Raw genomic sequence first — 23273 nt, 5'->3', positions numbered from 1 at the left:
CGTCGTGGTTTCCTGGAGAAGAAGCGAGCTCCAGAATCTAGTTGATTTTTCAGCGACAATTTGCGAATCGCTGACCCTACAGCTCATTCTACGCTGACACCCTTCGTTGCAGGGAGTACAGGCAGCGTTGGCGAGCCAGAATCGTGTCCCTGGCCAAAATCACGGCACTCGGCGAAATTTCGGAGGATGATTGCCGCTCGGTTGGCAGAACGATAGCCTAGTGGCAAGACTCTTCGTTCACTTCCGCTTTTCACGAGTTCCCGGTCATGAGCCAACAAGCACGAGCCAACGAGCCTGCCGCACCCAAGTCTGAGTCCGAGTTGCAGACCACCGATCGGACGCAGGATCTCGACACTCGCTCGACGTCGATGCGTGATTATCTCGACCGGGCACTGGACACGCTTAAGAAGTTTGGGACCGCAGAAAACCAGGCGCCGCAGGAATTGCTGACGCTGCTCGAGGAGGTCAAGCATATCGACGAATCGAAGGTGCTCGCGATCGCCGAGGTCATCAAGCACATGAGCTCGTTCAACGCACTCGTTCGCGAGAACGTAGAGAGCGTCGAGGTTGGCAATCGTTACATGGACATCGCTCAGATGTTCGATTCGGTCCGCGACGACAGCAAGCGGCTGATCGCGCAGCTCGACGACGGCAAGATTTCGGGCACCGAGAAAGTCTCGAATTGGTGGATGAATATGCGGCGGGGCACGCCCAGTGATCGCTTTGAGAAAATAGTCGAAGTCTACGGGGATGTTGCCAAGGACACGAAGGCAGCGTTGAAGTCGGAAGAACAGATCATGGATGCCTACATCGACTTTCGCTTTGCATTGAAAGAAGCGGAGGTGCTCGCCCGCGAACTTCTCGACGAGGATTTGCCGATACTCGACGCAGCGAAGCAGGAACTCGCCGATGCGCAAAAAGCCGTCGATCAGTACGCGGGCGCCGATGAGGGTGGCAAGAGCCAGTTAGAACTTCGACGCGACGAGGCGCGGCACCGTTTCGAGGAGGAAGACAAGACGTATCAACTGCTCAAGGACATCGCTGAGAACCTCTCGATTGGCTACGACGTCGGGGAGACGCTGATCACCAAACTCAAGCAAACACACGACGTCAAAGAACGTGTGTTCCGTCGCGCGGTGACGTTTTTCACAACGAACGAGCATGTGTTTACGATTCTCGGCACGGTCTACACCAGTCAGCACGGCCTGCACGAAGTCACGCAGGCCACCGAGGCCATGAAAGACGGCGTGAACAAAGGCCTTGAAGATATCGCGAACTTGGGACGCAAGCTCGAACGGGCTGCGCTCAAAGCGGGATACGGCAGCACGGTCGATCCGGAATCCGTCCAAAAGCTGGTTGATTCCATCAGTGGATTCCAGATCGAATCGCTGCAAATGATCGCCGAGCTGCGCAAGGAAAGTGATGAGAGCACCAAGGCGATCCGCAAAAGTGTCGAGGAAGGCAAACGCCGATACCAAGAAACCATGGGCAAGTACGCCCGTGGGGAATTCGTTGGTTAGTTGCCGCTTACGAACGGACGCTGACGCGGCACATGCAAGGTGATCGTTGACGCGTAGCTCGTGAATTCGTATTCGTCGCTCCGCTCGTCATCGGCAGTGTAGTGTGCAACGACCAAGTACCGATTGGCAGCATTGGGGACGAACGTGGCCCGTCCTTCTCGATCGGTGCGAAATTCGTACGCGGGATCAAACTCACCCGCGAGGTGAGTGCCTTCGGGAATGAAGCTAACGACGACGTCCGAAAGGGGCTTGCCCTGATGCAGAGCCTGCACGGTGATCGGTTGTCCGACGACAACCTCGCTCAGCGGGCATGTCTGCAGCACGAGCTCAAAGGGCAGCCCGAGTGGTTGTTCATGAACATGTTCGTTCAAGACCGGATTGTCGAGCGAGTCGGCGACCAGGAAATAAGATTTCGCGGTACGGATGCCACGAACGGACTTGCCATGTTGCATGACACGATCGAGTTGCTCGACGACGCAGTGCATGCCAGGCTGAGTGGCTACCAACGGTGTTGTCCAGTATCCCTCCTTGTCGGCGGATGCTGTCGTAAACATTTTGTCTTTGATGTCAGTGCGGACGCCGTCCGGGGTGAGGTGGTCGACGGATACCCAGTCGAGATCGATCCGTCCCGCCAGTTTGAAGTCGCGATGGTGGTTGCCATGGTTCCCCAGTTTTAAGTCAACATGTGCGATTTCTCCGGTGCGGACGACTGGACTGCTGGTTTGCAGCCAAACATCGTGAGCGGCAGCGAAATGGCAAGTTTGTAGGGCGATCATCAACGTGACCGAGAGTGTGTAGCGGAGCATCATACTTCTTAGTTAGGAGAAATTGGGAATGGGAAAAGGCAGCCTGCCCGGGGTTGAACGAGCGACCTGCTTCCTGCATGTCGCTCAATCGTGATTAGGCCCGAAGGGCCCGTCTTTGCGCTAGGGAGACGCGGAGGTTTTTTCCGGCCTGTGGGCGGTTAGCCACTGAGGCCCCGACTCGGAGAGAACGGCCCCCAGTTCGCTCGCTTCGTCGATACGATCCCATATCGCTGTCGCGATTGCGGACTGCAGGACGGGATGTAGCTTCGCGAACGTGTCCGAGTTGATCAAATAGCTCACTGGATACCGGAACAATCGCGTCTGCAAATCGAATTGGCGTAGTGCACGGTCGTGGTCCCCGCGATAGACGCCCGTGAAGTCCTCGGTGAAGGTTCCCACGCCGGCGATCGGAGCGACCAGTGGGGCCTCGTCATGGAAGCACAAGTACTCCGCGAGCGGCTCGACCGCGGTCGCGATGCGCTGGTTCTGTGGCGTGCTCAGCGAACCGCCGTCGGCTTGCCAGAGGGCATGTTGAACGACGAAGTTTGCGTGCGTGAGCAAATTGTAGGCTTCCACCTGATGCTCCATGACCATCAGTGCGGTGATATCACTCGTCGCTCCCACGTAGGCAGACAGATCGACATGGGCGGGGAGAGTCGATTGGTTCTCGCCATCGACATTGATCATCTCTACCGGTCGGCGACTGCCCTCGAGGATGTAGCCGCCGCGATGGTGCTGCGACCCATGGGTTCCGGTCACGTACCAACCACCCCAGCGATCAGCGATCGGACTGCGGTGGCTCGATAGTGAGCTGCCAGCTCGAAGCACCGGTTGACCGTTTGGATCGGGAAACACCGAGCGAACTTGAAACCCTGGCACCCCCGCGGTCCGCGCTCCACCGTGGCAACTCAGGCAGCGGTTTACTTGTCGCTGCAGCGTTGGTGGCTCCTCAAGATGAGGGTCCAGGGTGTAGAACACAACGCCCAAATCGGGGTCGGCGGTCGCGATCTCGATCAAGCCGTTCTGCACATAGCCCACAAACACCTCATCATTGAAGTAGATCGCGCGAGGTGTGCTGGGGGCAACTTGCGGCTTTTGCATACTCGTTTTGGAGAACACCAACACCTGCGAGGAGGACGGTATCTCCAATTGCTCGAGCAGCCACCGCAGTCGGGGCAGCGCGTCGTTGCGCTCCATCTGGATTTCGCCCTTGTCCATCGCATGTTGAAGTCGGGCCACGGGGTTTCGCGTCGCGGGGGATTCGCTGTAGCGGATCGGCTCGGCCTCCCAGTTCACCATTTGTCCCTGCACGCCATCGGCGAGCATGAGCAGGCTTAGCATTGTCACCGTGCGGATCATTGCGATACCTCCCGTGCCAGGCAGTGGATTTCGCTACCGGTTCGAATCAAGATCGCGTCGTTGGTGAAGGCAACACCATACTGAACCGGATCGGCGAATCGGCTCTCACCGTTCGCACGCGCCGACTCCATGTCTTCTTCACTCATGGGTTTGCGAGCGGCAGTGGACGCCTTGGCATGGGAAGCCTCTTGGTCTCGCGGCGCGCCAGGACGAGAGAACGCACCTGGATCGGTGCTCGGAATCGATTCCAAGTCCCACAATTCGTTCTCCGCCAACACACGGAACTCGGGCCCCGCAGCGATGACGGTCGTCGTCCCGCCTTTGCCAAACAGGTACACCCGATCGTCAATGCCAACGGGCGTTATCCAGCATTGCTCGCCGGCGCGTTTGCGATAGACAGTCTTACCGCTTTCCAGTTCGTAGCAGTAAAGCACGCCGGCGTTCGTAATCCAGTATGCGTAGCCGCGATGGGCCATGGGCGAGGCAAACGTCGTGGTCGCTTTCTGAGTCTTCCAACAAACATGCGGTTCGAAACCATCGTCGGTGGGGTCGATGCGCAGGCACAAATTGGACTCGATGGCATCGCTCAGATTCGCATCCTGCATGCCCGCCGAGGCACCGATCAAGACGGTGTTTTCCGCGACTTGTTGCGGCGTGTTGGAGGTGTTCGCGCCGATCTCCTCAAACGTCCAGAGTTGTTCTCCGGTCTCGGGATCGTAGCCGTCAACCGAGCCATCACTACTGCAGACGATCTGGTCAGCACCACCGATGCGAATGATCGCAGGAGACGCGTAGCTCTTGCGACTGAAACGTGGGGTTCGCCACAATGTCTTGCCAGACGTCTTCTCGACAGCCAGCAAATAGGATTCACCCTCGTGATCGATCATCACGAAGACGCGTGCACCCAAGCCGACGGGGGACGATGCCAGACCAATGACCGATTCAAACGCTCCGTAATCCGCCACGAGCGACCGCTGCCACTGGATCTCGCCAGTTGCCGCGTCGAGCCCGACGAGGTTCCCAGTTTCGAAGAACGCGACCACCTGCTCATCGTCGACCAGAGGCGTCGGCGCCGAGCGGCTTTGGAAATAGTTCGCACGCAGCGGCATCGCAGAATCGAAAGTCTGCCGCCATTTCTCGTCGCCGGATTGCAGATCCAAAGCCGTGACAATGCATGTCTCTTTCATGTCACCCTCGATGCTGGTGACAAAAACCGTGTCGCCCCAGACGATCGGGCTGGATTGCCCTTTGCCGACAAGGCTGGCTTTCCATCGTCTGCCTTCACTGGGGCTCCACGTCAACGGTAGAGTTGAGGCCTGCAGGACCTCGGTACGGCCTTGTCCGAGGAATGATGGCCAGACCGCTTGCGCATCAACCTGATTGTCGAGGATCCCGTAGGCCATCGCGATCGTGAGCAGGAAGGGGAGTCGTCGGTTTCTCATGATCACAGTCCCTCCATCACTTCGTGGCCATTGCGAGTCGCAAGAGATCGCCAGACGCTCAGGTCGATGCTCTCGTTGACAAAGCCGACGCTGCCATCGCAGCGGGCAACATGCACTCCACCGGGATGATTGCTGCGGGCACCAAATACGCCCCAGCCACAACTCTGGATGTCGGGGATACCGCTTTGGGGCGGATGGTAGTGGGTATAGCCTGTCCAGTATTCACGCCCGCTGATCCAGCCCGCTCCCCGCTGGCCTGACCATCCCCGGTGCAGGCTACTGGCACGCGTGTAGGCCTCCATCTGATTGGGATCCTCCGGCAAAACAAAACCGGCCATCCCAGGCGTGCTCGGGGGCATCGTGCGGCTGATGAATGCGCAGGTGACGTTGAACATCGTGCGTCGTCGCATCGCATCCATGGTGGGTTCGGCCGGCGACTGCTCGAGTACGCCGAGCAGATGCTCAGAGAACGCCGCGGTATTGCTCAGGCCATCGGTGACCGCCTCGAAGCCGACATGGGCGTTGATCCAGTTGATTCCGTTGGTGGCAACGCGGGTATCGTATTGTGTCCCCACACCGGTGCCGTTGTTCATCGCATAATTGGTGGCTGAATAGGCCTGTGTTGGGCCCGCTCCGCTCAGCGATGTCACGTAGTACGTACGGTCTTGGTTTTCACTCGGACAGGTCAATGTCGGCATCGCTGTGGCCGCTGCGGTGTCGTGCGGAGCCACCAGTTGCCCGGGACAGCAACCAACCGTGAGCGGTTGATCGAAGTGAATCATGCTGAGCATGTTGCCCTGTTCATAGAACGGGGCCATCTGTGCAAACACTGAAAAGTTGCCGGATGTGCCCGCGCCTGTCGTGTAATTCGTCGGCATCTTGCGATGCGTGCTTTCATAGTTATGCATCGCCAGGGTGACCTGTTTCAAGTTATTGCTGCACTGCATGCGCCGTGCTGCTTCGCGAGCCGACTGCACGGCGGGCAGCAACAAGCCGACCAGGACGCCAATGATGGCGATCACAACGAGGAGTTCGACGAGTGTAAATGCCCGTCGATGAGAAAGGCGGTAGTACGGTGAATTCATCTTGCTGAAATATTGATATGGGAAGGGAGGCGATGCTGGATTACGAAAAAACCCTAGGCCGCTGAAAAACCGTGTTCGTGACGGCGCGCAGCGATCCTGAGCAACGCATTGGATTGAGTTTTGATGCGGTGCCGTTTAACGGGGATTGGGCAGGAAGATTCGAAGGACGCTACCGCGCCGGCGGCGAAGACCACGCTGGTGTGAGGAGCAAGACCTCGTATCACCCGCGCGGCAGCGGTGTTTTTGCTACGCAACGACGTGCGCAGCAACGAATCGGAATGCCGTCAATGATGAAGAGAAGGCAACCCACATCAGCCACGTCCCATCGACGACCGCACTCCCAGGGAGTGTTCGCGATTAACGATGTTCAGAGACGAATGGGTCGACTTCCGCCGCCGTGAGCTAGGGTACGGGCGGATCGGGGCAGATCGCCCGAGACATAGCGTGATCGTTGACGATCGCTAAGCAAAACAGCAACCGCGGTTCCGACCCAATCAACGGTTGGTCCGACGGCGTGACAACCACTTCGGAAAGGAGCGACCACAGCCAGGTGACGCCACGGCATTTCGCAGCATCTTCAAGCCTGACCAGACGCATCCGGGAGACCGCTTCCGCGGGTTCTGGCGAGTCCACTGCGGACGGTTTGACGGAGTCGACGCTCTCGCACGTCACCGTCTCGCAGACCGCGGCCTTGGGGCCACAACAACAGCCACATTTCGACGCGATCGAAGGCTTCGCCGATCGATTCACCGCTAGCGTCGGCTGCGTGCCAGAGGAGGAAACGCGAGCGACTAGGAACGCGGGAGGAGTAACGTTGTTATCGGCTGCCCACTGAAGTTTCTCGGCGTCGGAGTGGCAACAGCACTTGTCCCAACAAAAATCTGCCGTCGCACAGCCGCACGCACAGTTCTCGCAAGGAAAACGTCCCGTTTTTTTGGGACCGGGCGCCATGAAAGGCACACCGATGACACTACACGAAACCACCGCCAACAGCAGCACGCTGATGAATTGGCGAAGCGGTAGCGACCGCGCTCGATAGAACGACAAAACCGAAAACAAACTGGGGACAAAGCCTCAACACGGGCCCTAAAAAGGCTCGCTCCTCACAGATGGAGACTTTAGTCGACGCTGTCACGGTTGTAAATTCGATTCCTTTGAGAATCGCTGCGGTCGTCCGTCGCACTCGCAACATACCGGCGGATGGCTGGTGGAGCGGAGTCGCGAGGGCGGGGTGTGCGTGGGCAGGTGAGAGGGAGGGGGTGAGAGTGCGGGGGTGAGAGTGCGGGGGTGAGAGTGCGGGGGTGGTACCCGGTGCCTTACGGCACTCGGCTCAAAGGGGGGGACGAGTTGGTTGAGTTGCCGCGTCGGTGGCAGGGGGCGGTGGGTGAGCGGCTTTATCGAGAGCCGCTACCAGAACGCTCGATGGGAGCCCTGAATGATCACGCCGCTCGCTGTGCCGACTTGCGATTCGATTTGCCCGTCGCGGATTTATCGGTGATGATTTGGCGGATGCGTTCGAGTGCGTTGTGCATTGCGACACCATCGCGAAAACGCTTCGAGGGCGTCGGATCGAGGGCTTTTCGTGCCCAATCGACGAAGTCCGGATGCAGTCCTTTGCGAAATTTCGCGTACGATGGCAGCGGAGCTTCAAATGGGTACTCCGGCAGGATCCCCGAGAGCATGCGATACACGATCAACCCGAGCGAAAACACATCACTGCGATACGTGGGTTTTCCCATCGCCTGTTCCGGCGCGATGTATCCGAGAGTTCCCGAGGCGGAGATCTGATGTCGACGTGATTGATTCCGCGCCAATCCAAAGTCGGTCAGGCAAATGCGGTTTTCGGGAAACAGGATGAAATTCTCAGGCTTGATGTCCCTATGAAGCACACGGTTTTCATGTGCGTGGGCGAGCGCTGCGGTCATTTGACGGACATAACCCACCGCGGTACTGCGTGCCAACCGCCGGCTCAAGCGGTCGTTCAGGCTCTCATCCCCGAGCGGGAACACCATCACGAACTGGCCATCGATGTAGCGGGCGTCTTTGAGTGGCAACACGTTTGGATGCGTCAATCTCGCCATGATCCGCACCTCGCGCTGCACATCGTCGAACGATTGAGACAAAGCTTCGCTTGACAGGTCCGGCAGTTTCAATGCCACCGAACGATCTTCGATTGAGTCGTGGGCCTGGAAAACGACGGCGAAACCGCCTTCGCCCAACCGACGCACCAAACGGTACTTGTCCAGCCGTGCGCCTACACGCAGTCGCCGAGTTGGCTCGGGGTCGGCCATCACCAATCGTAGCTTTGCAGTCACTCGCGGTTTCTCTTTATACAAAGGTCGAAGCATCTATCGGGGACCGATCAGATGCCTAGGAACGAGCAGGAAATTACAGTCTGAATTTGTGGTCGAACGTTCCGCGGTCGACGATTCCGTCCGCCGAGCGCTCGGGCACTCATTTCGCTCGTTCCCTAGCGATGGGTATGACTCAGTTCTTCGGGAAATAGTCGGTTCTGAATGATCGGGTCGGCCGGCGAGCCGCAGCGAGTTTGCACATCGATGCGGACCGACCAGCGACCATTTGCATCCGCCTGGATGATCCAATGTGGCATCACGCACACGCTTTGATGGACCAGCTCAAAGCCCGCTTCACTCTGGCTAACGGTGGCGATGGGGAATGCCCAAATGCCGCTTTCTCGATCGCACTTCAGTTCGACATCGATGTCGAGCCAGCGATCCGAAAGGCACAGCGACGAGGCGCCGTTGAGATCGATTGTGTCGCCGAGTTGTCCGAGCCGATTTCCATCGGCATCGCTGAAGTACCGATCGTCGGCGCCGGAGGGCAAACCCGCGAAATTCCACTCAATCGCGAAATGCAGCGGGCGACCGGGCGGCAGGTTCTCCAACAGGTAGGTGACCGACAACGTGTCACTGTCTTGATCGATCGTGACCGCTTTGGTCAGTGTGATGGGGATCCCCCATGCGTTACCATCTCGGCGCATTTGCACTTGCACGCGGTCACTGCCACGGCGCAGTTTGGCTTCGAACGGAAGGTCAACAAAATCACCGCGTTCGAGCGAATCGCCCGCCATGACCGATTCCAAGGTCGCTTCGTTGTCAAAGAAGTGATCCATGAGGCTTTTGCGTGCATACCGATCGTATTGCACACACTCGTCGAGGCCCTCTTGTTTGAACACGACCCGGTCGTGGATGCTGGCGACATCACCGTCGCCGGCGCCTGGACCGGCCAAAACTTTACGGTGATAGGCCTCAGGTCGCCGCTGCAACGTTGCCAATAGATTGTGATTGATTTCTCGAACGTCCCATTCGTACATCCGGCCACCGCGGGCGGGGTCGAGCCACAAAACCATGTGTTCGTTCGACAAACGGACTTCTTGCTGGCCGTCGAAGTCATAGTCATCGGCGGCGGCTTGAGGTGTGCCGAGCGTCCCCTCGGCTTGGGCGAGCAGCGTATCGGCAGCGATCAAGTGTTCGTAGATCGCATTGCGTAAGTGCGGCAGGTAAACGCCACCAAAGGCGCCGTGCCAGTACGGGCAGTTGCACTGACCGCGATAAAGATGGTCGCGAGCTTCCGCGAGCACGCCACCGTCGCATCCTGCCGCCTCGGCTTTCGCTAAACGCTTGCTGACGTACATCATGCGTGCGTACATCTCATTCGTTTCATCGTACTTAGTTTTGAAGTTGCGCCAAAACCCGCCGCGGATGAACGTTTTCAGTCGTGGCCATTCGGAGCTTTTCTCCAACGCATGGCTGACGTCTTCCAACGTCTCTTGCGACTCCACAGGCAGCGACCACTCCGTCATTTCGCGATAGCTGCCATCGGGCAGGTAGGTTTTGCCGGCTGCCGGTGCCCTGCGAATTGCCTCGGCCATCGTGATCGTGTGCAGCCATTCCTGATTCTCGCAGAGCGAGTCGAAGAACGAACGGAGCCAACCCTCGTCGTACACGTGCACCTTCGTATCGGGCCACGTCCCGAACTTCTCGCCGTCGTCACCAAATGTCATGACCGCGCCGGGATGACGCTCGGCGACGCCGCGCAGATACGAGATCGTCTCGCTCGCGGGGCGGAACGGGATCGTGTATCGCAAATGCTCGCTGCCGGGAAAAATCCGAAGCAGACGGCCTTGGTCCTCGACGAGGTAATAGCTCGTCAAGTCGTCATCCTTCAAACCCGCGGCCTTGAAGTGATAGTCGTCCAGCACCGTGTAATGAATGCCTGCGTCGACAACGTCGGTCGTCAGACTCGATTCCCACACTCGCTCCGGTGTCCACATTCCGCCAGGCGTGACGCCGACGTTTCGTTTGAGCCAGCGGCTGTAGGATTGGATCTGACCAATCCGATCGCGGCTTGGAAGCATTGTCAGAATGGGCTCGTATTGCGGGCCACCGACAATTTCAACACGTCCCGCGTCAACGAGTAAACGCAACCGATCGAGATACTCGGGATGCCTGTCAGCTAGCCACATCATCAATGGGCCCGATGTGTGCAGTGAGATCTGCAACGCTTCGTAGGGCTCGAAAACGTCTAGGAACGGTAGGTAGCTGTCCTGATAGGCTTGCTCAAAGACGCCGTCGAAGTTACCGATGGGCTGGTGGTTGTGAAGGACCAAGCAGAGATGAACGTGCGGCGTCATGGCGTTTGGCATTTATGAGTAAAAGTGGGGCGAAGTGAGTCCAAGTCGTGACCTATTGTACGGCTCGTATCGATCGTTCCGAATCCCATCGAGGAAAGGATTGATACGTCGTTTTGGGGGCTTTCACCCCATTAAGCGGCACGTTTGGCACATCCCCGAGAGTCTCGGTAAGGCTGGGAAGCTGCATAACCGTCAACTTCGGTAGCCCATGGAGTCATTATCGACGATCTCGGGAAATAAGTTGAACAATTGCTCAAAATGTAGAACTCGCGAACGGGACAGGTTCTCTCCCCCCCCCCTGTTTGTTGATTTTCAACGCGGCGTCGGGTAGACTCGCTTATCTATTCGTAGGGGGCGCCATGAAGAAAGTCCCCCCCCAGAACACCAACGCGCCGTCCGCAGTGGAAGCCCGCGCTGCTCGTCACCCCATGGCGGCTCCTCATCCGCCCCGACCACATCGCCTGTCAATCTATCTTCTCTCCTCAGTTCAGGATGTTCGATGTTACGTAGCTCTTCATGGATTGCTGCGGCGTGCCTCGCCGCGGCAACGGTGACTGGTTTGTGTTTATCCGAAGCCCCCGCGATCGGTGGCGATGGCGAGCAACCGATGACGCTGCGAGTTGCTGGGCCGGGCGGCGCCGGTAGCGAGGGGCTTGTCGGACAGTTGGACGCAGCCCCCACACCGAATCAGCATCAACGCCAGCACGCGGCGGCACCATTCGCCCCATCGAAAGCGGCGGAGAAAACAGGGCCCGGAAAACCGAAGTATCGCACGCATGTCGCAAAGCAGGCTGCTGCGAAATTGGATGTCGAGGTGAGTATGCAGTTGGAGACGGGATTGGATACGTTAGCCGACGAGCTCTCCGAACAGATCGGCGTCCCCGTGCTCGTCGATGTTGGCGCGATCGAATACGCTGGACTGGAATCGTCGCAGACCAACGTGACGTTCTCCAGCGATAATCAACCGCTGCGAAGTTCCTTGCGGAAAATTCTGCAACCTCTCGGCTTGCGGGCAGAGGTCCAAGACGAAGGACTCGTGATCACTGCCGATTTTTCGGAACTGACACGACGGGGCATCCTGACCGACAAATGGGTGGGGATGTCTGATGAGCTGGTCGCTCGCGTTGACGCAGTGCTGGCGACGGAGGTGGTGTTGGCAATCGATCGAACCCCACTCAACCGTGCGATCGCAGATTTCTCCAACGCCGTCGGCTTTCCGATGAATATTAGTCGCATCTCGCTCGAGGCGATTGGACTGACAGAAGATGTTCCCGTCAGGGGCTCCCCGCAGCGCACGACTTCAGATGATCCCGACGCTGAAAAGGAGGAAGCGGAATCAGAGGCGTCCCATAAGAAGTCGCATGTGCAAAAGCTGCCGCTCGGTGCGGCCTTGAATTTCATGCTGCACGACCTCGATTTAGTTTACACCATCGGCGACGGCATGATCTTAGTGATGACGAGGGAAGATGCGGAGAGCCGTCTGCTGACGCGGCTCTATTTTCTCGAAGGCACCGGGTTGCCACGAGGTGATCAGGGTTCAACGATGTCGATGATTCAAACAACCATCGAGCCCGGTAGTTGGGAGGCACTCGGCGGTGTCGGAACCATGGTCTCGGTGGGCAATGGTGAGTCGGCTCGCCCCAGCTTGCTCGTCAGCACGACACTCGGGATCCATGAGCAAGTTGCCGACCTGATGCGATCGCTGCGAGAATCCCACGTTGGCCCCGATCCAATCTGGAGCGGTCGCCCGCCGGCCCCGAGCGGCCCACCGATCCAGGGTGGTTGGGGCGGTGGCGGAGGAGGAGGTGGTGGTGGGATGTTTTAGTCGCGACGACAAGATGAGCCGTGCGTTTCGCTCGCCAGCGGACTCCATCGACATTTGGTCGGTAGCACGGATGAGTCGAGTTTGGCCGGGTGCCGTTGTGATGTGAGTCGACAGCGCTGGCCGCGGGGATCGTAGGCAAGAAACGCCGTGCAAAACCCGCAGCGAGCGTCCAGGCAGCGCACCGCCCATGATTCTTCATCGCGTCGGCTTACTTTACCGGTGGCGTTCGCGACGCCCCATCACCGGCTAGCGGCCTGTTGATTGAATCAAATTTTCGCAGGCAATGGTGAGCGGAGAACCGTAAGGTATCGGGGCACGGACGGCACCCGGCCGCTCACGCGACTCGGCTTACGAAGACAACAGGCCACTAATCGCTGAAGCGTCTTCGCTGGCATTTGGTGAGCGGAGAACCGTAAGTGATCGGCACCCGGCCGCTCACGCGACTCGGCTCATGAAAACAACAGGCCACTGATCGCTGAAGCGTCTTCGCTGGCATTGGTGAGCGGAGAACCGTAAGGTATCGGGGCACGGACGGCACCCGGCCGCTCACGCGACTCGGCTCATGAAAACAACAGGCCACTAATCGCTGAAGCGTCTTCGCTGGCATTTGAGTGGTGGGCATCCGACAGGGCGATCGCCGTTTGGGAACAGCGGGGCGAGTCTTTGCACTGTACGTTTACGCGGCGTTGATTTGGCCGTCTTCGCTGACGTCTTCAAAGCGGATCGAGACCTGTTTACTGACGCCGGATTCCTGCATCGTGACGCCATACAGGGTCGTCGCTGCGGTCATCGTCTTCTTGCTGTGTGTGACGACGACGAACTTGGATTGGTCGAGAAACTCGTTGAGGACGGTGACGAATCGACCAATGTTGGCTTCATCAAATGGGGCGTCGACTTCGTCGAGCACACAGAACGGGCTGGGGCGATACTGGAAGATCGACATCAACAGGGCGACGGCCGTGAGTGCTTTCTCGCCGCCGGACAACAGCGAATTACTGAAGGTCGGTTTGCCTGGCGGCGTGGCGACAATCTCCACACCGGCCTCGAGCGGATCGTCGCACTCTTCCAAGACCAAGTCCGCGTGGCCGCCACCGAATGACTTCCGATAGAGTTTTTGGAAGTTTTGCCGGATCGCTTCGAGCGTATCGAGGAACAGTCGCCGCGAGTCTGCATTGATGCGAGCGATGACCCGTTGCAGGGAATCTTTGGCCGCCGTCAGGTCTTGGTATTGCCCGTGTAATTCGTCGTAGCGGACCTGCAACTCATTGAGTTCCTCGAGCGCTTCCATGTTGACCGAGCCAACATTTTGGACCGCTGAGCGAAGCTTGCTGATTTCGGCGTCGACCTCATCGCGATCGTCAATCTCGGCGAGTTCTTCGGGCGGTTCGTCGTTGCGTAGGTCGATGCTGTAGTCTTCGGCAATCCGTTCGGCGAGCGTGTTGCGTTTGAGTTCGGCGGCATCGCGCGCCGATGAGATCGCCGCCATCGCTTCGGTGGCGGCCGTCACGGCCTTGGCTCCGGCCTTCGACAATGTTTGCACGGACTTCGCCGCGGCGCGCTGCGTCTCGGCTCGGCGTGCGAATTCGCGAAGTTGTTCGTCCACGAGTTCCATGGCAATCAATCGTTCGGCCAAGCGATCGTCCGCGCTGACGATGCTGGCTTCGACTTGGGCAAGGCGCGACCGCGTGTGGGTAATCGCATCACGTAGTTCTTGCTTGGCTGCTTCCCGTTGGGTTTGGTCGCGGCGTGCAACTTCGGCGGCCGTGGCGAGCGATTCGACTTGTTGTTCTAGTCTTGCCGACTCGACGGAGACATTCATCGCTTCGCTTTGCACGGCCTGTAATTTCGCGGTCGCGTCGCTGAGTTCGGACTCGATGGCCGAACGCTCTTGTTCGAGTGATTCGATCGCTGACTTTCCGGCGATAATCGCTGCACTGAGTTTACCGTCTTGTTCTTGGGCGAGTCCGTACGACTGTTCATGCTCGCGATTGGCACCGCTCAATTGATCGACCGACGCCTGCCGTCCTGCTAGCCGCTCGGCAACGTGATGGCTGCGGGCCTCGGCGGCGGCATGGGCGGTGATCCAGTTGCGTTGTGATTGTTCATGGCGTCCGAACTCTGCTGCATGTTCGTCAATTTCATCGGCGAGTCGAGCGAGTTCTTTTTCGCCTTCGCTGATTTGGAAGCCATAGTGCTGCATCTCCGAACGCGCGGCCTGCAGTTCGCTGCGGCGGCTGATCAATCCACTCTCGCCGCCGGGAGGTCCGAGCACACTCGATCCGTCGTTATCGAGAAGGTCGCCTGCGGCAGTGACAAATCGTAGTCCGGCCCCGGAGAGTTTTCGTAATCCCATCGCGGTCGTGATCGAATCGACCAGCCAGGTATTGCCCAATAGATGGCGAACGAGTGGTTGGAGGTCCTCGTCGCACTGAACCATTCGATCGGCCCGGCCGATCACGCCAGCGAGTCCATCGAGTCTGATTTGGTCGCCGGGGCGGCGGGTGGGCAGTTCGTCCATGCGGATGATGCCCACGCGGCTGGGAATTTTGATTTCACCGCTAGCAATCGCATCGCTGATCGCAGAGCCGCGAACAATCACGTATTGGCTGCGTGGGCCGAGGGCGGCATCGATCAGCATGGCGAGCTGTCGATCGACATTCAGGCTCTCGGCGACGAGGCCGACGAGTTGGGCGCGGAGTGGTCCCTCAGGTAGCTGTAGGATTGCGCGGACGCCGCCACTGACGCCGTCATGTCGTGCTTCGAGTTCGCCGAGCACCTTGGCACGCTCGGAGATGCCTTGCAGGCGAATTTTTAGCGAACCCACCTCATCACGTCGGCGTTCGAATACCCGGCGTGTTTCGGCAAGTTTTGCGTCGGCGATCTCCACGAATTTTTGTGAGGCGGCGATCTTGGCAACGAGCTGGGACACATGAGCCGTGGCAGCCTCATGCTCATCCTGGGCGGATCGGAAGTTTTCTTGAGCGACCCCCAGGCTGCGCTGCGTTTCGGCGATCGCGCGTCTGGCTTCGACGATCTGTTGTGCGACGCGCTGCCGGTTGGCTTCGTGATCGGCGACGCGTCGGACCGATGCCAAGTGTTCGCGTTGCAACTCGTCACGGCGATCGGCGATCCGATGGACTTCGCTTTGGTAACGGTCGCGATCGGCGGTAATCCGCTGTTTCGTTGCCAGCACCTCGGCGGCGTGGGTCTTGGCGGCTTCCCAGTCCGTGATGGCTTTCTGTAAATCCGCGGTGGCACTTCCCGCCGCCGTCCGTGTGACTCGCAACCGGCGGTAATGGCCCGCAAGGGTGCGGCGCTGCTCGCTCAGGGTGGTTTGATCGGACTCACGGCGACCCTGCAGCCGCGCGACTTCGCCGGACAGTTCGCCACGTGTCCGCTCCGCCTCGCGGGCTTCCTCCGCAATCGCCTGCAAACCCATTTCAGCGGTTTGACGCTGTTCCTCGAGTGACTCACGCTCGAGTTCAAGCCGGGTGTGTTCGGCCGTCGCATCGTTAAAGCGTTGCTGGGCGGACTCCAACTCATCGCATAGCGCCAACCAGTCCGTCCAAGCGACGACCGTTCGCAGTTCTTTCAAGCGATCGCTTGCTTGGCGGTAGCGTTCCGCCTTACCAGCCTGGCTTTTGAGCGTCTTCAGCCGCGTGGCGACTTCGTCGACGATGTCGCCGAGCCGGGTGAGGTTCTGCTGGACACGGGCCAACCGCCGCTCCGCCTCTACTTTTTTTGCTTTGAAGCGGCTGATTCCAGCGGCTTCTTCAAAGATCGCCCGGCGGTCTTTTGCGTTCGCCTGGAGCATCCGATCGACCTTGCCCTGCTCGATCAAGCTGTACGCATCGATGCCGATCCCGGTACCGCGAATGAGCGCGCGGATGTCCTTCAAACGCACCGCTTGGTTATTGATCAGATATTCGCCCTCACCGCTACGGTAAACGCGGCGGGTGACATGGACCTCGGGAGCGTCGACGGGCAGCTGCCCACCGGTGTTGTCGAAGATGATCGTCGCCTCAGCAGCACCGGCGGGGCCACGCGTTTGCGAGCCCTTGAAGATCACATCGGACATGTCCTTGCCGCGCAGGCTCTTGGCGCTCTGGCTGCCTAAGACCCACTTCATCGCGTCGACGATATTCGATTTCCCAGACCCGTTAGGCCCCACCACCACTGTGATCCCATCAGGGAAATCAAAGCGGGTGCGATCCGCAAAACTCTTGAATCCGGCCAGCTCGAGCGCTTTGAGCATAAAGAAGAGGCAGCAGGCCGAGAGTGGGAAAACAGAAAAACACGGAAACCATCGTCAGATTAGCCAAAATCGTCGGCAAATCCTAGGTCAGCACAGCGATCAGGCAAATCAATATGATCAGCAATCCGACCATCATTTTGCCGGCCGTGCCCGTGGTTCGACCCCAGAACGCGGCGTGACCGATACGCCAATTCTCACGCCAAGGTTTCCCGTCGTTCCATTCGGCAAGCATTGCGCCCGCAGTGGCCCCCAAACCGCCAAAGAGCAGGGCAGCCAAGACGGGCCCAATCACCGGGACTGGCAACCCGATGATGCCGCCGGCGATGGCACCGATCATGGATCCAACAATGGCCATGATCGTTCCCCGACGACTCGCTCCGGCACGACTGGCGCCGACCGCACCGGCAGCGAATTCAACGATTTCACCGATGATCGCAGCCAAAAACGCCAGCCCCAGCGGCACCAGCCCAATCTGCCCGCGTCCTGAATCGGGTCCTAACCAGGCGTAAATGACCATCGCTAAAACCGCGATCCAATTGCCCGGCAAGGCGACCAGATTGAGCAACCAAGCCGCCAGACAGGTCAAAACGAGCAGCGATGCGATCAGGAATGTCCCCCCCGAACTGACCACCGGCCACACCGAATCTTGCAGGCCGGAAAACCAGCCTGGACTCTCTGCAGGGACCGACGCGCTCTCGGCAACTAGCGAATTGCCGAGCACTGCCAGCAGAGTGTGAAGAAAATCGGTCGGTTCGATCATGGTTCGATGAAGTCTCTATTTACGGCGAACCCGATTTCACCGGATGTCGTCTCTTTGGAACAGTAAGATTAGCGAGTCCATTCAGACCGCTTTTTAACAATCCGGCACTGGATGTGGAACGGCGCTGTGCCACCCGCTAGTATAGACGTAACGAATACGTGATCCCAGTTTCGCCAGGCGAGAGGACAGCAGTATCCATGAACGCTAGGGTTCTAGACACCAACGTGCTGGTTTTGAATCGGTTTTACATGCCGATTCGAGTTGTGAACGTCCGTCGGGCAATGACGTTGCTATATCGTGACTGCGCCGAGGTGATCGATTGCGATGATGGCCAGTACGTCAGTTACGATTTCGATTCGTGGTGCGAATTGAGTCAATTGGCGGCGTTGGAAAAACAGCCCGACGAGGAGTACTTGCAAGCGGTCGATTTCGAGATCAAGGTTCCACGCATCGCTCGTTTGACGCGATTCGATCGGATGCCCGCGCAATCGGTACGCTTCAATCGCCGCAATCTATTCGCCCGAGACGAGTATCGCTGTCAATACTGCGGCAAGTCAGAGCCGTTGGCCAAACTTAGTCTCGACCACGTCGTGCCCCGTTCCCATGGCGGCGCCACGACATGGGAGAACATTGTTTGCAGTTGCATGAGGTGCAATAGCCGGAAAGGTGGCCGCACCCCACAACAGGCTCGCATGAAACTATTGTCGCATCCTGTGAAGCCACGCTTTAATCCGCTGATGACCTTGTCGTGCGACGATCCGCGATATGAATCGTGGAAGACGTTTTTGCAGACGATGTGACGCGAAGGGACTTTCCACGGTCTCCTCCCTGTGCGAATCACTCGATGTCATCTCAACTCAACAGGGGGAAATCGTTCGGCGTCACTCGATTCACCGCGTGCCCGACCGGCCGCGGACTGTGAACGCGCGCCGGGCGATGCCCACGCGGTCAAACGGCCGGACTGGATCGGAGGTGCTTCGCGACGCAAGTTTTTGAATTGCGCGTCGTGTTCCGAATCGCAATCCTGGCATCGATGATGGCGGTTTGATCGCGTCAACAATGACCTGTTGACGCGTCCGATTGAGTGACGTTTCTGCGTGACAACGGATGCCGGTTAGACGGTTTCGACGATGCCGGTGCTGTCGGCGAAGGAATCGGTGCTGACGCCGAGCCGTTGCAGCATGGTGGCGTACAGGTTCGACAGCGGCACGTCCTCTCCTTTGGCTTTGTCTTGCCAGGGCTCTCCCTTGCCGAGCCACGGGCCACCTTGGAAATTCATGCCAGCGTGGTTGATGTACTGCCCATGCTGGAATCCCATGTGACTGCCACCGGCAAGGATCAAGGGATAGTTTCGAGAAAGGTGAAAGGCGCTCGAAGCCGATCCGAAGAGCAGCAGGGTGTTGTCCAACATGCTGCCTGTTCCTGCCGGTTCAGCCGTCTCTTTGAGCTTGCCGAGCAATCGCCCGTACTCCTCATTGAGAAACTGGCAATAGGTGCCGAAATTCTTCCAGCCGCCCGGATTCTTGGTCTCATGCGACAATTGGTGAGCCAGATTAAAGCCCACCGCACGAGCGAGGTGATCGCTACGGCCGACACCGTTTTCGCGACCGATCTGGTACGTCGCCACGCGCGTCGAGTCGGTTTTGAATGCGAGGTAAATCAGATCGAACATGGTTCGCAGATACTCGCGTGGCTCATCGGTGGTCAGTTCAAGGTTCAGTGGATCGCCATCCAATTGAGGCAGGGGCGCATCGAGCCATCGTTTGGCCTTCTCAACTTTGACTTCTGCCTGCCGCACTGAATCCAAGTATTCGTCCAAGCTCTTTCGATCGTGGGTCGACAGGGTTTGCCGTAGCGAGCGTGCATCGGAGAGCATGTCGTCCAGTGCGCTGCGGCTGAGTGCCAATCGGCGAGCGGAATCGCCATCGCTTTTGACGAATAGTTGATCGAAGATCTGCTTGGGCCGATGCTCGGCAGGAATCGGGCGACCGTTGCGGTCAAACGAGAGCGTGTGCGTGCCGCGGGCTGTCCCCGTTCCCCCATCAGTCGACATGACCAACGATGCAAAACGCGTTTGCTCACCCACATGCCGGGCGTATTCTTGATCCAGAGAAATCGTATTCTGGTACTCGCGATCCCCGCCACCGGTTGCCGCGGCAGTTAGAAACTGGTCGGCATTGTTGTGCCCATGGACGTCTCTCGCGTTAATATGCGAGAACCCTGACAGCACCGTCAGGTCGCCCTTGAGCGGTTCCAGGGACTCCATGCACTTGGTGAATTTGAAATCGCTACCATCCCCGTGAGGAAACCAAGCCCAGTCCTGGTAGGCGGGATCTTCGGGCAGTGGCATGGGGACGCCATCGGGGAAATAGAAGCAGGCGAGCCGCTTGGGATTCGCGGTCGCTTCGGCCCCGCGTGCCGTCGCGGTCGACAAGGATCCGAACATCGGCAGCGCCAAGGCGATCCCGCTCCCACGCAGGAATCTCCGCCGGTCGATATGATTCATATTCGATTGCATAAAACTATCCTCAGTTTAGGATCTCGCTCAGAGCGGCACGGCACCCTCTGAAACTATCTGGATTGAAACAGATCACTGGTCACCACTTCTCGAATCACGGTCCGGAGTCCGTCGCCCTCGCCACGAACCTCGGCGGTGATGGCATCAATGTCCGCATGGTCGGCAAACGCCAATGGACGCCCCAGGGCATAGGTGGCAAGTTTGTGCACCATGGCACGCACGAACTGATCCTGCCGATTCTCCAACAAAAACCGTTTGAGCCCTTCCATTCCATCAAGTGTCTGGTGGTTAAACAACTCGCTGGAGGCGTCGACCGGTTTGCCCTGAATCTCATCACGCCATAGCCCCAGAGCATCGTAGTTCTCGAAGGCAACTCCCCAGGGATCAATTTTCACATGGCATGACATGCACGCCGCGTGATTGCGATGATCTTCGATTCGCTCCTTCAGGGTCATCTTTGCAATTTCCGGATCCGCCAGGTCGATCTGCGGCACCGCGGGTGGCGGTGGCGGAGGGGGATCATTAAGGAGGCTCTCCAGCACCCAGATCGCGCGTTTCAATGGATGGGAGTCTGGCCAATCGGAATTCATCGCCAGCAGACCGGCCTGCGTCAACAGACCGCCACGCTGAAACGTGCCATCCAGATCGACGCGTTGAAATTGATTTCCGTGGACGCCCCTGAGTCCGTAGTGGCCGGCGAGTCGCTCGTTGGCCATCGTGTAGTCGGAGTGGATGAAATCCAAGATGCTGGCGTCCGTCCGCAGCATCTCGTCGAACAAAGCGATCGGCTCCTGCTGCATCGCTTCTTTCAATAGCGGATCAAAATGCTTGATGTGCTGGTTGAAATTCATGAAATCCAGCAACTGCATGTCGAGCCACTGATGCACAAAGTGCTCTGAGAATCGCGAGCTGCGTGGGTCCGCCAGCATCCGATCCACCTGCGATGCGAGCACACTCGGGTCGGTCAACTGTCCGCTTTCAGCCAGCTCCAACAAGGTGTCATCGGGGACACTGCACCACAGAAACATCGACAACCGGGTCGCCAACGCGTAGGGCGTCAGCGCGGATCGCTCAGCGGCCTCGGCCGTCGGCAGTGGTTCGGTGGTATTGGTAACGTACAAAAACTGGGGGGATGACAGCACCGTCGCCAAGACTTCGACGATCGCTTCTTCAAAGCTTTCGCACTGTGGCCGTAGGTCGGAGAAGAGATTCAGTTTGCGATCGATTTCATCATCGCTCAATGGGCGACGCCAGGCACGGGACATGAACGACGTCACGATCTCCCTTGCATACGCCAACTCGTCATCGGCATGCTCACTCTCAATGAAGATCCGCTGGTGCGATTGGGGCGGCCACTGATCGTAGACCGGAGCGGCGACCCGTACATAGTCAATCTGAATGTCGTTCGACGACGCCGAGCTATTGGCAAGGCGGATGTATTCTGACGGGCTCGGCGTCACGCCCATCGGAGATGTTTTACGGACTGAATTGCGAGGGTAGATCTCGCCCAAAGGCACCTCCCACTCGATCAATTGAGGTTGATCATGGTCAGCGGTTACCTGCGTGTCTGCTTCACTGACGCGTAGCAACGCGCGTCCCTCGTTGCTCGCCTGCCACCCAAACAGCAGCTGTAGGCTTGGGAATCGATCGGTATCTGTATTGACGCGTGAGGCCTGCACCGTCACACGCATGGTGCCTTCGTCGGGCAATTGGTTCCCCAGCTCGACAACGAGCTGTTGTTGGCGCACCGCTGGCAGGATGGCGACATAATCATAGCTGTCGGGTAACTCAGGCGGCGTATCTGTCGGTGCAAATGCATATTTTGCACCGTTGTACTGCCATCGGGCTAACGCTGTCCGTCCGCTTGAAAGCTCTTTAAAGTAGGCGGTGCGGTGCGGTTGTCGAAAACTCTTCTCCAAGCGATCCAATTCAGCCTTCAGCTTCTCGGGATCGTCCTTGAACTCCTTCTTCGCCTTCTTCAGCTGCTCGTCCTGTTTGGGCCACTCTCGATCAGCGGCATCCTTCATCGTGACGCCCCAGTAACGTGTCGGGGGGCGCTCACCCGAAACAGTTGCCCGATCCAACGCACTCCGCGCAATCCGATGGTATGTCTCGAACTGCGATACCGTCAGATGCAGCAGTTCGGAACTGTTTTGGAAGCCATCCTCCGAATGTGATTCTGGCGGCAGGTCTTTGGCAAAGTCCCAGGGCAATCCGAGCAGGTCTTGCAGCGCGTAGTTGTACTCGTACCGCGTCATGCGGCGAAATGCAGAATGTGCACCGGAGTTGCGACGAAACGTCGACGCAGTCTGCAGTTCGGCCGCTAACCAATCGATCATTTGCAGTCGATCCGCTTCCTCCAGTGCACTGTCGTCTGGCGGTGGCATTTCACCTTTGGTTAACACTGCAAACACTTCCGACCACCAGTCCGTATCGCTACCCGATAGGAGATTCGGATCCAGCGTATCGATTCTGAAATTCCCTTCGCTCGTGTACTCACCGTGGCAGTCGATGCAGTGCTGCTCGATTAGCGGTTTGATCGTCGATTCAAACTCCGCCAAATTTGCGATTGGTGATGCCGCGTTCTCGCCGCCGCTCTCCTGATGGTGTTGGCGTTCAGGAAAATTTTTGAATCGCGAACGCTCGGACCCCGTTGCCTTCAATTCGGTGAGAGTCGGAGGCTTGTCAGCCGCTCCCGAGGTCGAAGGAACTGTCGGTGATTGCGCGGAACGATCTGGTTCGTTAGCGTTCAGCACTGTCACAACGAGGGCAACGGTGCAGAGTACGAACGAAGCGCGTCGCGTTTTCTGGAAGGATAACGGCATGAGGTGGGCAGACCTATTGAGTCAGGTCGGATGATGCAGGCGGGATCCAAACACGCCTCTACCAGTGCGCGGACGCCGAATGAGGCAACCCGACATCTGATTCGCAAGAACAGGTTTGGACGGCGCCATCATAACACCATTGCCAGGTGATTGTTTACCGCGGAACGGCTACGGGCGACGTTCCTTCCCTTAAAGAGGGCCTAAGGATACCCACCAGGCTTTGC

General features: G+C 58.3%; 14 protein-coding genes. 3 read left to right on the top strand and 11 right to left on the bottom strand.

Annotated features, from left to right (window positions below):
* Positions 1-266: 266 nt before the first annotated feature.
* Positions 267-1520 carry a cell surface protein gene (locus SH410x_RS13855; RefSeq protein WP_473677057.1) on the top strand — a complete coding sequence of 418 codons (1254 nt, stop codon included), beginning with the start codon at positions 267-269 and terminating at the stop codon, positions 1518-1520.
* Here SH410x_RS13855 and SH410x_RS13850 read toward each other — a convergent pair.
* From SH410x_RS13850 to SH410x_RS13820, 7 genes are all read right to left on the bottom strand, one after another.
* Positions 1517-2326 carry a DUF4198 domain-containing protein gene (locus SH410x_RS13850; RefSeq protein WP_473677056.1) on the bottom strand — a complete coding sequence of 270 codons (810 nt, stop codon included), beginning with the start codon at positions 2324-2326 and terminating at the stop codon, positions 1517-1519. The two genes, SH410x_RS13855 and SH410x_RS13850, sit on opposite strands and share 4 nt — an antisense overlap.
* Before the next feature lie 120 nt (positions 2327-2446).
* Positions 2447-3685, bottom strand: a complete 1239-nt coding sequence (locus SH410x_RS13845; protein WP_473677055.1) for a hypothetical protein — start codon at positions 3683-3685, stop codon at positions 2447-2449.
* The gene (locus tag SH410x_RS13840; RefSeq protein WP_473677054.1) at positions 3682-5127 is read right to left on the bottom strand and encodes a PQQ-binding-like beta-propeller repeat protein; all 1446 of its coding nucleotides are present in this window, start codon (positions 5125-5127) and stop codon (positions 3682-3684) included. Before SH410x_RS13840 ends, SH410x_RS13845 begins: the two co-directional genes overlap by 4 nt.
* A 2-nt stretch (positions 5128-5129) precedes the next feature.
* Entirely contained in the window at positions 5130-6212 is a 1083-nt protein-coding gene (locus SH410x_RS13835) for a DUF1559 family PulG-like putative transporter (protein ID WP_473677053.1), read from the bottom strand.
* Positions 6213-6614: 402 nt separating this feature from the next.
* Positions 6615-7259, bottom strand: coding sequence for a hypothetical protein (locus tag SH410x_RS13830; protein ID WP_473677052.1), 645 nt, complete (start codon positions 7257-7259; stop codon positions 6615-6617).
* A 392-nt stretch (positions 7260-7651) separates the two neighbouring features.
* A complete protein-coding gene (locus SH410x_RS13825; protein WP_473677051.1) occupies positions 7652-8527 on the bottom strand; it encodes a serine/threonine-protein kinase in 876 nt (291 codons plus the stop codon).
* A 155-nt stretch (positions 8528-8682) separates the two neighbouring features.
* Complete coding sequence (locus SH410x_RS13820) at positions 8683-10866, bottom strand: alpha-amylase/4-alpha-glucanotransferase domain-containing protein (protein ID WP_473677050.1); 2184 nt, start codon at positions 10864-10866, stop codon at positions 8683-8685.
* Positions 10867-11365: 499 nt separating this feature from the next.
* On the opposite strand from SH410x_RS13820, the gene SH410x_RS13815 reads away from it, so the two are divergent.
* Positions 11366-12691 carry a hypothetical protein gene (locus tag SH410x_RS13815; RefSeq protein WP_473677049.1) on the top strand — a complete coding sequence of 442 codons (1326 nt, stop codon included), beginning with the start codon at positions 11366-11368 and terminating at the stop codon, positions 12689-12691.
* A 676-nt stretch (positions 12692-13367) separates the two neighbouring features.
* Here the strand turns inward: SH410x_RS13815 and smc are convergent.
* Both smc and SH410x_RS13805 read right to left on the bottom strand, forming a co-directional pair.
* Positions 13368-16946 (bottom strand): chromosome segregation protein SMC, encoded by a 3579-nt coding sequence (gene smc, locus SH410x_RS13810; protein ID WP_473677048.1) that lies wholly within the window; start codon positions 16944-16946, stop codon positions 13368-13370.
* A gap of 82 nt (positions 16947-17028) precedes the next feature.
* Positions 17029-17706: a DUF456 family protein gene (locus SH410x_RS13805; protein WP_473677047.1), complete on the bottom strand. Its 678-nt coding sequence runs from the start codon at positions 17704-17706 to the stop codon at positions 17029-17031.
* Between the two features lie 197 nt (positions 17707-17903).
* On the opposite strand from SH410x_RS13805, the gene SH410x_RS13800 reads away from it, so the two are divergent.
* Entirely contained in the window at positions 17904-18506 is a 603-nt protein-coding gene (locus SH410x_RS13800) for an HNH endonuclease (RefSeq protein ID WP_473677046.1), read from the top strand.
* A 314-nt stretch (positions 18507-18820) separates the two neighbouring features.
* Here the strand turns inward: SH410x_RS13800 and SH410x_RS13795 are convergent, their stop codons facing one another.
* Positions 18821-20224, bottom strand: coding sequence for a DUF1552 domain-containing protein (locus tag SH410x_RS13795; RefSeq protein ID WP_473677045.1), 1404 nt, complete (start codon positions 20222-20224; stop codon positions 18821-18823).
* Positions 20225-20277: 53 nt separating this feature from the next.
* Positions 20278-22785: a DUF1592 domain-containing protein gene (locus SH410x_RS13790; protein ID WP_473677044.1), complete on the bottom strand. Its 2508-nt coding sequence runs from the start codon at positions 22783-22785 to the stop codon at positions 20278-20280.
* Positions 22786-23273 lie beyond the last annotated feature (488 nt).

The organism is Rhodopirellula sp. SH410 (genome assembly GCF_055811895.1).
Note: the sequence above shows the minus strand (reverse complement) of the source record. Positions and strands in the feature narration are given on the sequence as shown.